At 62.4% G+C, this 13,856-nt stretch carries 13 protein-coding genes; 10 read left to right on the top strand and 3 right to left on the bottom strand.

The genetic code is table 11. The features are described 5' to 3' along the window. Positions 1–25 precede the first annotated feature (25 nt). Positions 26–967, bottom strand: coding sequence for a folate-binding protein YgfZ (locus tag WM94_RS02725; protein WP_061550372.1), 942 nt, complete (start codon positions 965–967; stop codon positions 26–28). A gap of 133 nt (positions 968–1,100) precedes the next feature. Between WM94_RS02725 and WM94_RS02720 the strand changes: the two genes are divergently transcribed. Then, positions 1,101–1,355 (top strand): succinate dehydrogenase assembly factor 2, encoded by a 255-nt coding sequence (locus WM94_RS02720; RefSeq protein WP_003252043.1) that lies wholly within the window; start codon positions 1,101–1,103, stop codon positions 1,353–1,355. After that, positions 1,339–1,803 (top strand): protein YgfX, encoded by a 465-nt coding sequence (locus tag WM94_RS02715; protein ID WP_061550371.1) that lies wholly within the window; start codon positions 1,339–1,341, stop codon positions 1,801–1,803. The genes WM94_RS02720 and WM94_RS02715 overlap by 17 nt, the downstream gene beginning before the upstream one ends. A gap of 291 nt (positions 1,804–2,094) precedes the next feature. On the opposite strand, the gene nadB is transcribed toward WM94_RS02715, so the two are convergent. Beyond that, positions 2,095–3,699, bottom strand: coding sequence for an L-aspartate oxidase (gene nadB / locus WM94_RS02710; RefSeq protein WP_013974000.1), 1,605 nt, complete (start codon positions 3,697–3,699; stop codon positions 2,095–2,097). A 434-nt stretch (positions 3,700–4,133) separates the two neighbouring features. On the opposite strand from nadB, the gene rpoE reads away from it, so the two are divergent. The 4 genes from rpoE (at position 4,134) to WM94_RS02690 (ending at position 7,935) form a co-directional block, all read left to right on the top strand. After that, on the top strand, positions 4,134–4,715 hold the full coding sequence (rpoE, locus tag WM94_RS02705) for an RNA polymerase sigma factor RpoE (protein WP_003252049.1): 582 nt from the start codon (positions 4,134–4,136) through the stop codon (positions 4,713–4,715). Positions 4,716–4,746: 31 nt separating this feature from the next. Next, positions 4,747–5,337, top strand: a complete 591-nt coding sequence (locus WM94_RS02700; RefSeq protein ID WP_015271600.1) for a sigma-E factor negative regulatory protein — start codon at positions 4,747–4,749, stop codon at positions 5,335–5,337. A gap of 12 nt (positions 5,338–5,349) precedes the next feature. After that, complete coding sequence (locus WM94_RS02695; RefSeq protein WP_024087678.1) at positions 5,350–6,312, top strand: MucB/RseB C-terminal domain-containing protein; 963 nt, start codon at positions 5,350–5,352, stop codon at positions 6,310–6,312. 222 nt (positions 6,313–6,534) lie between these two features. After that, entirely contained in the window at positions 6,535–7,935 is a 1,401-nt protein-coding gene (locus tag WM94_RS02690) for a DegQ family serine endoprotease (protein WP_370290353.1), read from the top strand. Between the two features lie 78 nt (positions 7,936–8,013). On the opposite strand, the gene WM94_RS02685 is transcribed toward WM94_RS02690, so the two are convergent. Further along, entirely contained in the window at positions 8,014–9,207 is a 1,194-nt protein-coding gene (locus WM94_RS02685) for a hypothetical protein (RefSeq protein ID WP_156485944.1), read from the bottom strand. A 202-nt stretch (positions 9,208–9,409) separates the two neighbouring features. On the opposite strand from WM94_RS02685, the gene lepA reads away from it, so the two are divergent. From lepA to era, 4 genes are all read left to right on the top strand, one after another. Continuing rightward, positions 9,410–11,209 carry a translation elongation factor 4 gene (lepA, locus tag WM94_RS02680; RefSeq protein WP_013973995.1) on the top strand — a complete coding sequence of 600 codons (1,800 nt, stop codon included), beginning with the start codon at positions 9,410–9,412 and terminating at the stop codon, positions 11,207–11,209. Between the two features lie 5 nt (positions 11,210–11,214). Further along, complete coding sequence (lepB, locus tag WM94_RS02675) at positions 11,215–12,069, top strand: signal peptidase I (RefSeq protein ID WP_003258486.1); 855 nt, start codon at positions 11,215–11,217, stop codon at positions 12,067–12,069. A gap of 161 nt (positions 12,070–12,230) precedes the next feature. Next, entirely contained in the window at positions 12,231–12,920 is a 690-nt protein-coding gene (rnc, locus tag WM94_RS02670) for a ribonuclease III (protein ID WP_003258487.1), read from the top strand. Further along, positions 12,913–13,815: a GTPase Era gene (gene era, locus WM94_RS02665; RefSeq protein WP_015271595.1), complete on the top strand. Its 903-nt coding sequence runs from the start codon at positions 12,913–12,915 to the stop codon at positions 13,813–13,815. The genes rnc and era overlap by 8 nt, the downstream gene beginning before the upstream one ends. Positions 13,816–13,856 lie beyond the last annotated feature (41 nt).

The raw sequence follows: 13,856 nt of genomic DNA, 5'->3' as shown, positions 1-13,856 counted from the left end.
CCGCCATGTAGGCGGGGCAGGCTGGTCAGCGCTGGATTTCCCGGTCGCGGTCCAGTTCGTAGGGCAGGGTCAACACCTGCAGGCGTGGGCCTTCGAGGCTGCCCAGGTGCAGGTTGTCGTCTTCCACCGCTTCGGCGCTGAGCACCGCGAGCAGTTCGCAGCCTGTGCCGTTGCTGGCAGCAATGACCACTTCACCGACCGACGAACCATGGGTAGGCGAGAAGATCTCGACGCCCGGGGCCGGAATGGCCTGCTGGTCCAGTGCCAGGCGGTACTGGCGGCGCTTGAGCTTGCCCAGGTACTGCATGCGGGCAACGATTTCCTGACCGGTGTAGCAGCCTTTCTTGAAGCTGACGCCGTCGACGGCCTGCAGGTTGATCATCTGCGGGATGAACAGCTCGCGGGTCGGCCCCATGACCTGGCCGATACCGGCGCGAATCTGCCCCAGCAGCCAGTCGTCCAGGCTGCCTTCGGGCAGCGCGGCGGCCAGCGTCTGGCGAACGCGGTCGGCGTTGTCTATCGGTACCCACAGTTCCACGCGGTCGGCGGACACGGCGATGGCGATCAACCCGTCGTGGCGCACGGTGCTACCGGCTGCCGCAGGCACATCGAGCCCCAGGGCCTGCAGCGCCGCATCGCCGCCTTGCAGGCCGAAGCGTGCCCAGGCAGCGCTTTCATCGGTCAGCGTGGCCTTGGAGAACACGGCGTACTTCTTGAGGTCGGCCAGCTGGGCGTCGAGCAGCTCGCTGGCCATGGCCAGCAGGTAGCCGTTGCCTTCGGGCAGGATGCGGAAACTCGACTGCATGCGCCCCTTGACCATGCAGCGGGCGCCGAGGCTGGCGTGTTCCGGGCTGAGGTAGTTGATGTTGCAGGTCAGCTGGCCTTGCAGGAACTTGCCTGCATCGGAGCCGCGGACGGCGAGGATGCCCTCGTGGGACAGGGGGCAGAAGAAAGCGGAATCGGCCATGGGTCATCGCGGTGGCTAAAGACTGGCGGCCATCATAGAACGCCGGTAACAAAATAGGTAGTTGACTAGACCAACGCCCGGTGTCGCTTCGCTCGCCTGGCTGTATACTGGCGGGCCATTCGAGGAGGGCCCCATGGTCGAACAAACTGAACTCAACCGGCTTTTCTGGCACAGCCGCCGCGGCATGCTGGAACTGGACGTACTGCTGGTGCCTTTCACCCAGGAAGTCTACCCCACGCTCAACGAAACCGACCGCGAACTCTACGTGCGTCTGTTGAGCTGCGAGGATCAGGACATGTTCGGCTGGTTCATGGAGCGCACCGAGTCCGAAGACCCGGAGCTGCAGCGCATGGTCCGCATCATCCTGGACCGTGTCCAGCCCAAGTGAGTGCTTCGAGTGCTGCTGGCAAGGCTCGCGCCTGCTGCTGGCGGCCTACCTGGGTTGCCAGGTACTGGCGTGGTTCGCCGTATGGGCGAGCCCGCTGCCTGGGTGGTCGGCCCTTGCTGTTGTCGCCGCCTGTATTGCCCACGCTGGCTGGGCCATTCCCCGACGTATTCTGCTGACGCATGAGCATGCCGTTGTCGGCCTGCGCCGTGATGTGCGCGGCTGGCAGGTGTTCAGCCGTGCCCGTGGCTGGCAGCCGGTGCGCTTGTGCCGGGACAGCGTGGCGTTGCCGGCGCTGGTGGTGTTGCGCTTTGTGCGGGCGGGGCGCTGGTTGGGGGAGAGCCAATGCGTGCCACGGGATGCGCTGGGGGCTGATGAGCACAGGCGCTTGCGGGTGCGGTTGAAATTCAGCCGGCGCAGGTGGGCAGGGGTGGGGGCGAGTCAGGGCTGACAGGTGTTCGTCGTGGCAGCTTCAGCGCCTGCGAGATCGAGCGCCGCCCGCGCGGCGCTTCGCAGCACAAGGCTGCTCCTACCGTTTGTTTCGGGCCAGTTATTCCTGTGAGCGCGGCACGCGGCCCCTGGCGTACGCCTCGATATCGTGTCGGGCAAACAAGGCGGTCGCGTGCGCAGGCACAGGCGTTACTGGCCCGAAACAGATGTAGGAGCAGCCTTGTGCTGCGAAGCGCCGCGCGGGCGGCGCTCGATCTCGCAGGCGCTGAAATTGCCGCGCCAGGGGCCGGACTTAGATCGGACTAAGGATGGTGTCCTTGGCCTCGTCCAGCATCCCCGGGTAATCCAGGGTGTAATGCAGTCCGCGGCTTTCCTTGCGCTGCATGGCCGACAGGATCATCAACTCGGCCACCTGCGCCAGGTTGCGCAATTCGATCAGGTCGCGGCTGACTTTGTAGTTGCTGTAGAACTCGTCGATTTCGTCCAGCAGCAGGCGAATGCGGTGCTGCGCTCGCTGAAGGCGCTTGCTGGTTCGCACGATGCCGACGTAGTCCCACATGAAGCGCCGCAGTTCGTCCCAGTTGTGCGCAATGATCACGTCCTCGTCCGAATCGGTTACCTGGCTGGCGTCCCAGCCGGGCAGGGCCTTGGGCATGGTCACCTCATCCAGGTGCGCCTGGATGTCGGCGGCGGCGGCACGGCCATAGACGAAGCATTCCAGCAGCGAGTTGCTGGCCATGCGGTTGGCGCCGTGCAGGCCGGTGAAGCTGGTTTCGCCAATGGCATACAGGCCCGGCACGTCGGTGTGGCCGCGGTCGTCGACCATCACCCCTCCGCAGGTGTAGTGCGCCGCTGGCACCACCGGGATCGGCTGACGGGTGATGTCGATGCCGAAGGCCAGGCAGCGCTCGTACACGGTGGGGAAGTGGCTCTTGATGAAGTCGACCGGCTTGTGGGTGATATCCAGGTATACGCAGTCCACGCCCAGGCGCTTCATCTCGTGGTCGATGGCGCGGGCCACGATGTCGCGCGGCGCCAGTTCTTCGCGCGGGTCGAAGCGTGGCATGAAGCGTTCGCCATTGGGCAGGCGCAGCAGGGCACCTTCGCCACGCAGGGCTTCGGTGATCAGGAAGCTCTTGGCCTGTGGATGGTACAGGCAAGTCGGGTGAAACTGGTTGAACTCCAGGTTCGCCACCCGGCAGCCAGCCCGCCAAGCCATGGCGATGCCGTCGCCGCAGGCACCGTCGGGATTGCTGGTATACAGGTACACCTTGGCCGCACCACCAGTGGCCAGCACGGTGAAGCGCGCACCGAAGGTGTCCACCTCGCCGGTGTTGCGGTCGAGCACGTAGGCACCCAGGCAGCGCTCGCCGGGCAGGCCGAGGCGGCGTTCGGTGATCAGGTCGACCGCCACGCGCTGCTCCAGCAACTGGATATTCGGGCGTTTGCGGGCCTGCTCCAGCAGCGTGGTGAAGATTGCTGCGCCGGTGGCGTCGGCGGCGTGGATGATGCGCCGGTGGCTATGCCCGCCTTCGCGGGTCAGGTGGAACTCGAAGCCGCCGTCGTCGACGCTGTAGTGCTCGTCGCGGGTAAAGGGCACGCCTTGCTCGATCAGCCACTCGATGGCCTCGCGGCTGTGCTCGACGGTAAAGCGCACGGCGTCTTCATGGCAAAGGCCGCCGCCGGCATTGAGGGTGTCCTCGACATGCGACTGCACGGTATCGGTATTGTCCAGCACCGCCGCGACACCGCCCTGGGCCCAGAAGGTCGAGCCGTTGGCCAGGTCGCCCTTGCTGAGTACGGCGACTCGAAGGTGGCTGGGGAGGTTCAGTGCCAGGCTGAGACCGGCGGCACCGCTGCCGATCACCAGGACATCATGTTGGAATTGTTGGCTCATGTCGGGACACTAGTATTCTTTGGAAGGGGCGCGGCACAATAGTCACGCGCCGATGGCATTGTGAAACTATCGTAAAAGCTGGCCGGGTTGCCTTTATAGCAGCCCCGGGTGGCCAATTTCCATGCCACTTGCCTGGTCGCGACAACCTTTGTGGGAACTTTCCGACATGGCCGGAAATCCTATGAAGGCTGCCCACGCGCCACAACTTGCCGCGGCGACGCAGGGCGGCAGGCCTGTCCGGGCTGTCCCTGCGTACTCGAAACCTGATTATCGACGTAGCCGGCCGTGACCGTGCCGCGTCTTTCGTGCAAGCCGACCAAGGGCTGCAGGAAACTTGCTTGGAGGGGAGAACTTTTGCGCAAAGCCCGAGTCTATGGTTGCAAGCCTGAACGATGGCTGATGCAACGCTCCTTCGAGTTCACTGAGGAGTGTTCATGCTAACCCAGGAAGAGGATCAGCAGCTTGTCGAGCGCGTTCAGCGTGGTGACAGGCGAGCGTTCGATCTGTTGGTGCTGAAGTATCAGCACAAGATTCTCGGGTTGATCGTGCGGTTCGTTCACGACACCCACGAGGCCCAGGATGTAGCACAGGAAGCCTTCATCAAGGCCTACCGTGCGCTTGGCAACTTCCGCGGAGACAGTGCGTTCTATACGTGGCTGTACCGCATCGCCATCAACACGGCGAAGAACTACCTGGTGTCCCGTGGAAGACGGCCGCCAGACAGTGATGTGAGCTCCGAGGATGCGGAGTTTTACGACGGCGATCATGGTCTCAAGGATCTCGAGTCCCCAGAGCGCTCGTTGTTGCGGGATGAAATCGAAGGCACTGTCCATCGCACCATCCAGCAACTGCCTGAAGACCTGCGCACGGCGCTGACCCTGCGCGAGTTCGACGGGCTGAGTTACGAAGACATTGCCAGTGTCATGCAATGTCCGGTGGGTACCGTGCGCTCTCGAATCTTCCGCGCTCGGGAGGCAATAGACAAAGCCCTGCAACCTTTGCTGCAGGAAACCTGAGACAGCGGCGACAGCCAAGAGAGGAACCGCCATGAGTCGTGAAGCTTTGCAGGAATCGCTGTCCGCGGTGATGGATAACGAAGCGGACGAGCTTGAACTGCGTCGTGTGTTGAACGCCGTAGACGATGCTGAAACCCGTGCCACCTGGTCGCGTTACCAGGTAGCCCGCGCAGCCATGCACAAGGAGCTGCTGCTGCCTAACCTGGATATCGCCTCGGCGGTGTCTGCAGCGCTGGCTGACGAAGCCGTGCCGGCCAAGGTCAAGAAAGGGCCATGGCGCAGCATTGGCCGCCTTGCGGTAGCTGCCTCGGTCACCGTAGCCGTGCTGGCCGGTGTGCGCATGTACAACCAGGACGAGATCACTGGCGCCGAGCTTGCTGCCCAGCAACCTGCCCAGCAAGGCCTGAGTGTGCCACAAGCACAAGGCCCTGCCGTTTTGGCAGGCTATAGTGAGAGCAGTGAGCAACCGACCGGGCCGATGGCCAACGGCGTGCTGCAGAACCAGGCCGGCTGGGACCAGCGTCTGCCAGGCTACCTGCGCCAGCATGCCCAGGAATCTGCGCTCAAGGGCACTGAAACCGCATTGCCGTATGCCCGCGCCGCCAGCCTGGAAAACCGTTAAGTAAGGAGGATCATGCGCGCGCTACCTCTCCTGTCGCTGCTGATTGGCAGCTGCGTGACGGTGCCAGCATTGGCGGCCAATTCTTCGCCCGAGGCGAGCGAGTGGCTGAGCAAGCTGGCACAGGCCGAGCAAAAGCAGAGCTACCAAGGCTCTTTTGTCTACGAACGGAACGGCAGTTTCTCTTCCCACGAGATCTGGCACAGGGTCGACGACGGCAAGGTCAGCGAGCGGCTGTTGCAGCTCGATGGTGCCGCTCAGGAGATCGTGCGCGTGGATGGCAAGGTGGAGTGCGTCAGCGGGGCCTTGGTCAGTGGAGTGACGACGCCCCCGAACACTACGCAGCGTGTACTTGATCCGCTGAAACTGATGGGCTGGTATGACTTGAGCGTGGCGGGCAAGTCACGGGTCGCCGGGCGCGATGCCGTGATCGTGACGCTCACCCCGCGCGACCAGCACCGCTATGCCTTCGAATTGCACCTGGACCGCACTACTGGCCTGCCGCTGCGCTCGTTGATGATCAACGACAAGGGGCAGTTGCTGGAGCGCTTCCAGATGACCCGTCTCGATACTGACGCACCCAGCGATGATGACCTGCGCGCCAGTGCTGCATGCAAGCCGGTGCAGCATGTGGCTGCTGCCGCCAACGACACGGTCGCCGGCTGGCGTTCGGACTGGCTGCCGCCCGGCTTCGAGCTGGTCAACAGCTCGGTACGCCGCGACCCCAAGAATGACAGCACGGTCAGCAGCCTGATGTATGACGATGGCCTGGCGCGCTTCTCGGTGTTCCTCGAGCCGGTAAAGGATGAGGGCGGGACCGACATGCGCACCCAGCTTGGCCCGACCTCGGCGGTCTCGCGTCGGCTGAACACGCCCAAAGGCAAGGTCATGGTCACTGTGGTCGGCGAGATTCCGCTGGGTACCGCAGAGCGTGTGGCGCTGTCGATGCGCCCCCAGGATGGCCAGGCGCGCCAGTGATGACGTGCATTTGCGGGCATGGCGTGCAGGCCATGCCAAGGCGTGCGGACATGCCGCTGAAATGAAATTAAAGCATTGTCATTTGCAATCCATCGGCAAATTTTCTATAGGTCAGGCTTCTAGGAGCCTGGCCTTTCCTGTTTTGTGCAGGGGCCTTTCTAAACTACCGCTCGTTGTGACGGGAGCCGTATGTCAATACCACGCTTGAAATCCTACCTATCGATGTTCGCCGCCGTGCTGATGCTCGGCCAGGTGCTCAGCGCCCAGGCCGAGGAAGCCCTGCCGGACTTCACGACCCTGGTCGAGCAGGCCTCGCCAGCCGTGGTCAACATCAGTACCAAGCAGAAACTGCCGGACCGCCGCATGGCCGCCGGGCAGATGCCCGATCTGGAAGGCCTGCCGCCGATGTTCCGCGAGTTCTTCGAGCGCAACATGCCGCAGCAGCCGCGCTCACCGCGTGGCGACCGCCAGCGCGAGGCCCAGTCGCTGGGTTCGGGCTTCATCATTTCCAGTGATGGCTACGTACTGACCAACAACCACGTGGTAGCCGATGCCGACGAGATCATCGTCCGCCTGTCGGACCGCAGCGAGCTGCAGGCCAAACTGGTCGGCACCGACCCGCGCACCGACGTGGCCCTGCTCAAGGTCGAGGGCAAGAACCTGCCGACCGTCAAGCTGGGTGATTCCGAGAAGCTCAAGGTGGGCGAGTGGGTGCTGGCCATCGGTTCGCCGTTCGGCTTCGACCATTCGGTGACCAAAGGTATCGTCAGTGCCAAAGGCCGTACCCTGCCCAATGACACCTACGTACCGTTCATCCAGACGGACGTGGCCATCAACCCCGGCAACTCCGGCGGCCCGCTGTTCAACATGAATGGCGAAGTAGTGGGTATCAACTCGCAGATATTCACCCGTTCCGGTGGTTTCATGGGCCTGTCGTTCGCCATCCCGATCGATGTGGCGATCGATGTCTCCAATCAGCTGAAGAAAGACGGCAAGGTCAGCCGCGGCTGGCTGGGCGTGGTGATCCAGGAGGTCAACAAGGACCTGGCTGAATCGTTCGGCCTGGACAAGCCGGCCGGTGCCCTGGTGGCCCAGGTGCTGGAAAACGGCCCTGCAGCCAAGGGCGGCCTGCAGGTGGGTGACGTGATCCTGAGCATGAACGGCCAGCCGATCATCATGTCGGCCGACCTGCCGCATCTGGTCGGCAGCCTCAAGGATGGCGAAAAGGCCAAGCTGGAGATCATCCGCAACGGCAAGCGCCAGAACCTCGACATCAGCGTTGGCGCACTGCCCGACGAAGATGCCGACATCGGTACCGGCGCCGAAGGCAGTGCCGAGCGTAGCAGCAACCGCCTGGGCGTCTCGGTTGCCGACCTGACCGCCGAACAGAAGAAAGCCCTCGAACTCAAGGGTGGTGTGGTCATCAAGGAAGTTCAGGATGGCCCGGCCGCGATGATCGGCCTGCGCCCGGGTGATGTGATCAGTCACCTGAACAACCAGGCTATCGGTTCGGCCAAGGAATTCACCGAAATCGCCAAGGAACTGCCGAAGAACCGTTCGGTGTCGATGCGTGTGCTGCGTCAGGGCCGTGCCAGCTTCATTACCTTCAAGCTGGCTGAATAAGCTGTAGTTGCCTTCGCAGGCATTGTCCGGCTTGACAAGCCCGGTGCGTGAGCGCCGGGCTTTGTCATTCAGGGGGGCTCAGTTGAAAATGGACATCAACGTGCCGAGGTATCCAGCAACTGCGGTTGAGTTGAAACCGATCACAGTGCGCTGCCCGTTGTCCAGGCAAGTCATGGCATCGGGAATGCCGACAAGATCATTGATCGGTCGGAAGGATGTATCAATGGAGCCATCCGCAAGATAGCGACGGTTTTCCAGGCTCCTGCCCAGGCCGAACGCAAACAGCCGATGTTGCCCATCGATGGCCACTGCACGCCAATCTGTAAAACCTGAGTCGTCCAGGATCGGTGCACCGCCGTTAAATGTCGGGTCCTTCGCGCCACTGGCATCGAACTGCCAGAGCAGTGCTTGTGATGAATTGTCTCCGTTTGTCGCTTTACCGGCGACCAGCAGCTGTCCTTCCGGCCTGGCTAGCAGCGCGTTGAGTTCGGTAGCGAAACCCTCAGCCCGGAAATACACTGTGCCGCCTTCACCGAAGGCTGAATCCAGCTCGCCGTCGTGACGGTAGCGAGCGAGAAAGCTTTCTGCGGGCTGCCCCTGCTGCGAGCGGGTTCCGCTGACCACGAACCCGTCAGGCAACTGAACGATTCCGGCGACAGCAATTTGGCCTGCGTTCGGTAGAATATCGATGAATTCCTGAAGCCCTGCTGCTGGCTGGCCGGAGTGTTCCCGCAGGTACACCCTGGCCATCGTGGCACGCGCGCCTTGAGCCTTTTGGAGGTTCAGGGAAACCATGAGGTATGGCCCATCGCTTGTAAGGCGACCGCTACCAATCACCATGCCCATATCCGGCGGCACGCTCAGGAGCTGGTGTTCACCTCCTCGGCCATCGCGGTCGTAACAGGTGAGCCTGGGCTTTGCCAGCAGGTTCGAGGTAGGGGCACTCCATCCCAGCACTGTGAAGCGTTGGTCAGCCAGTACCGTTAGCGCTTCAGTCGATGCATGTTCGTCAATCACGTAACGGCCAACGATCACGCCGCCCTGTGCAAAGTCGTTGTCAACTGAACCGTTTGCGGTAAAGCGGGTCAGGGCAAAATGACGCCCCCCGGAGGAGTCAAAGGCAAGCGCGCTGACAAGCAGGCTGCTCCCTTGTAGCGCCATGCCAGTCAGGTTTCGGCCTATTGAAGCGCCATGGAACGAAGGGAGCTCGGCCCTGCCATTCATTCCAAATGCAGGGTCGTAATCCCCCGGTGTCATGTGTTGTTCGGGCATGCTGGTCACCTTGGTCGAGAGATTGGCAAGGATGGTCGACTCCCGATGCGATGAGTACTGGCAGAAATGTCAGGTAGCACCTCTGTCAGGCAACCATGTTCACCAACGGCTGGATGGCGTGGCGGCCTGCTGCGGCTTAAGGTACAATTCCCGGCTATTTTTCGGCGGGCGTCCGGCTCGCAGCCTTTTCGAGTGTTGACCCGTGAGTGATTTGAGTCATATCCGCAATTTCTCCATCATCGCCCACATCGACCATGGCAAGTCGACGCTGGCCGACCGTTTCATCCAGATGTGCGGTGGCCTGTCGGCACGCGAGATGGAAGCCCAGGTGCTCGATTCCATGGACCTGGAGCGTGAGCGCGGTATCACCATCAAGGCCCACAGCGTCACGCTCAACTACAAGGCGCAGGACGGCAAGGTCTACCAGCTGAACTTCATCGATACTCCTGGCCACGTCGACTTCACCTACGAAGTCTCGCGTTCGCTGGCGGCCTGTGAGGGCGCACTGCTGGTGGTGGATGCCGGCCAGGGCGTCGAGGCCCAGTCCGTGGCCAACTGCTATACCGCCATCGAGCAGGGCCTTGAGGTCATGCCGGTACTGAACAAGATGGACCTGCCCCAGGCCGATCCGGATCGCGTCAAGGACGAGATCGAGAAGATCATCGGCATCGACGCCACCGACGCCGTGGCCTGCAGTGCCAAGAGCGGCATGGGCGTGGACGAGGTGCTCGAGCGCCTGGTGCAGACCATTCCCGCGCCGGAAGGCGATATCGAGGCGCCGCTGCAGGCGCTGATCATCGACTCCTGGTTCGACAACTACCTGGGCGTGGTCTCGTTGGTGCGCGTGCGCCACGGCCGCGTCAAGAAAGGCGACAAGATCCTGGTGAAGTCCACCGGCAAGGTGCACCTGGTCGACAGCGTGGGCGTGTTTACCCCGAAGCACACCCAGACCGCCGACCTGAAGGCCGGCGAAGTGGGCTTCATCATCGCCAGCATCAAGGACATCCACGGTGCCCCGGTCGGTGACACCCTGACCCTGTCCGCGACCCCTGAGGTCGAAGTGCTGCCAGGCTTCAAGAAGATTCAGCCGCAGGTCTACGCCGGCCTGTTCCCGGTCAGCTCCGACGACTTCGAGGACTTCCGCGATGCGCTGCAGAAGCTGACCCTGAACGACTCGTCGCTGCAATACATGCCGGAAAGCTCCGACGCCCTGGGCTTCGGCTTCCGTTGCGGCTTCCTCGGCATGCTGCACATGGAGATCATCCAGGAGCGCCTGGAGCGCGAATACGACCTGGACCTGATCACCACCGCGCCAAGCGTGATCTATGAGCTGGAACTGAAAACCGGCGAGACCATCACCGTCGACAACCCGTCGAAGCTGCCGGACGTCTCGGCGGTCGCCGATTTCCGCGAGCCGATCGTCACCGCCACCATCCTGGTGCCGCAGGAGCACCTGGGCAACGTCATCACCCTGTGCATCGAGAAGCGTGGCGTGCAGCGCGACATGCAGTTCCTCGGTAGCCAGGTGCAGGTGCGCTACGACCTGCCGATGAACGAAGTGGTGCTGGACTTCTTCGACCGCCTCAAGTCCACCAGCCGCGGCTATGCTTCGCTGGACTATCATTTCGATCGCTACCAGTCGGCCAATCTGGTCAAGCTGGACGTACTGATCAACGGCGACAAGGTCGATGCCCTGGCATTGATCGTGCACCGCGACAACGCGGCCTACAAGGGCCGTGCGTTGACCGAAAAGATGAAGGAACTGATCCCTCGGCAGATGTTCGACGTGGCGATCCAGGCAGCTATCGGCGGCCAGATCATTGCGCGGACAACCGTCAAGGCGCTCAGAAAGAACGTACTGGCCAAGTGCTACGGTGGCGACGTCAGCCGTAAGAAGAAGCTGCTGGAGAAGCAGAAGGCCGGTAAGAAACGCATGAAACAGGTGGGTAACGTGGAAATTCCACAGGAAGCCTTCCTCGCCGTGCTCAGGTTGGATAGCTAGGTCCTATGTCGCTAAATTTCCCGCTGTTGCTAGTCATCGCCGTCTTCGTCTGCGGCCTGCTGGGCTTGATCGACCTGCTGTTCCTGGCCCCGCGCCGGCGTGCGGCAATCGCCAACTACCAGGGCAGCGTCAGCCAGCCCGAGATGGCGGTGGTCGAGCGCCTGGGCAAGGAGCCGTTGCTGGTCGAGTACGGCAAGTCGTTCTTCCCGGTGCTGTTCATCGTGCTGGTGCTGCGTTCGTTCCTGGTCGAGCCGTTCCAGATCCCTTCGGGGTCGATGAAACCGACCCTGGAAGTGGGCGACTTCATCCTGGTGAACAAGTTCTCGTACGGCATTCGCCTGCCGGTGATCGACAAGAAGGTCATCGAGGTGGGTGACCCGCAACGCGGTGATGTGATGGTGTTCCGCTACCCTAGCGACCCGAACGTCAACTACATCAAGCGTGTGGTCGGCCTGCCGGGCGACCAGGTGCGCTACACCAGCGACAAGCGGTTGTTCGTCAACGGCCAGCCGATTGCCGAACAACTGGTGGGCACCGAGCCGGGCACCTTGGGCAGCGCCGAGCTGTACAAGGAAAAGCTCGGCGAGGCCGAACACCTGATTCGCAAGGAAATGAGCCGTTATCGCATGCCGCCGGACCAGCAATGGACCGTGCCGGCAGGCCATTACTTCATGATGGGCGACAACCGCGACAACTCCAACGACAGCCGTTACTGGGATGACCCGAACATCCCGAAGGAACTGCACGGCATGGTTCCCGACCGGAACATCGTCGGCAAGGCCTTCGCGGTGTGGATGAGCTGGCCAGAGCCCAAGCTCAGCCACCTGCCCAACCTGTCGCGGGTCGGTCTGATCCATTGATACCCATCGGCGCTGGCCTGCAGGCAGCGCCGAATGCATTTCTGACATAGGCTGTGTTCTCAGGGATCGGGAGATTCGTCGCACATCGCGGCGGGCCACAGCCAAACAGTCTTTCAGGATGTTGATTTGAACAACGCGTTGAACAACGAACGGGTGGCTGCATGAGTGCTCCCCTTGCCCGTCTGGAGCGAAAGCTCGGTTATACCTTCAAGAACCAGGACCAGATGCTCCTGGCACTGACCCATCGCAGCTACGCCGGGCGCAACAATGAGCGCCTGGAGTTTCTCGGTGACGCCATTCTCAACTTCGTCGCCGGCGAAGCGCTGTTCGAGCGCTTCCCGCAGGCCCGCGAAGGCCAGCTGTCGCGCCTGCGCGCGCGCCTGGTCAAGGGTGAGACCCTGGCCCGCCTGGCCCGTGGTTTCGACCTGGGCGATCACCTGCGCCTGGGCTCGGGTGAGCTCAAGAGCGGTGGTTTCCGCCGCGAGTCGATCCTGGCCGACGCCCTGGAGGCGCTGATTGGCGCCATCTACCTGGACGCCGACATGGAAACGGCCCGGGAGCGCGTGCTGGCCTGGCTGGCCGATGAATTCGAAGGCCTGACCCTGGTTGATACCAACAAGGACCCGAAAACCCGCCTGCAGGAGTTCCTGCAGTCGCGCAGCTGTGAGCTGCCGCGTTACGAAGTGGTGGATATCCAGGGCGAACCGCACTGCCGGACCTTCTTCGTCGAATGCGAAGTGGTGCTGCTGAACAACAAGAGCCGTGGCCAGGGCGTTAGCCGGCGTATCGCCGAGCAAGTCGCTGCCGCGTCTGCACTGATCGCCCTGGGCGTGGAGAATGGCAATGACTGATAGCAACCCGACCCGCTGCGGCTACGTGGCCATTGTCGGCCGCCCGAACGTGGGCAAGTCGACCCTGCTCAACCACATCCTCGGCCAGAAGCTGGCGATCACCTCGCGCAAGCCGCAGACCACCCGCCACAACATGCTCGGCATCAAGACCGAGGGTGACGTGCAGGCGATCTACGTCGATACCCCCGGTATGCACAAGGCCAATGACAAGGCCTTGAACCGCTACATGAACCGCAATGCCTCGGCGGCCCTGAAGGACGTCGACGTGGTGATCTTCGTGGTCGACCGCACCAAATGGACCGACGAGGACCAACTGGTGCTGGAGCGCGTGCAGTACGTGACGGGCCCACTGATCATCGCGGTCAACAAGACCGACCGCATGGAAGAGAAGGCCGAACTGATCCCGCACCTGCAATGGCTCCAGGAGCAGTTGCCGAACGCCGAAGTGATGCCTATCTCCGCGCAGCAGGGGCACAACCTGCAGGCGCTGGAAGCACAGATCGCCAAGCACCTGCCCGAGAACGAGCACTTCTTCCCCGAAGATCAGATCACCGACCGCAGCAGCCGCTTCCTGGCCGCCGAACTGGTGCGCGAAAAGATCATGCGCCAGCTGGGTGCGGAATTGCCGTACCAGATCACCGTGGAAATTGAAGAATTCAAGCAGCAGGGCCACGTGCTGCACATCCACGCGCTGATCCTGGTCGAGCGCGATGGCCAGAAGAAGATCATCATTGGCGACAAGGGCGAGCGTATCAAGCGCATCGGCTCCGAGGCGCGCAAGGACATGGAGGTGCTGTTCGACTCCAAGGTCATGCTCAACCTGTGGGTCAAGGTGAAAGGCGGCTGGTCCGATGACGAGCGCGCCCTGCGCTCGCTGGGCTACGGCGACCTGTAAATTCGCCTGACGGCTCAGGTTACTCTGTGGGAGCGGGTTTA

The organism is Pseudomonas sp. ABFPK (assembly GCF_001586765.1).
GTDB classification, from domain to species: Bacteria; Pseudomonadota; Gammaproteobacteria; order Pseudomonadales; family Pseudomonadaceae; genus Aquipseudomonas; species Aquipseudomonas asiatica.
Note: the sequence above shows the minus strand (reverse complement) of the source record. Positions and strands in the feature narration are given on the sequence as shown.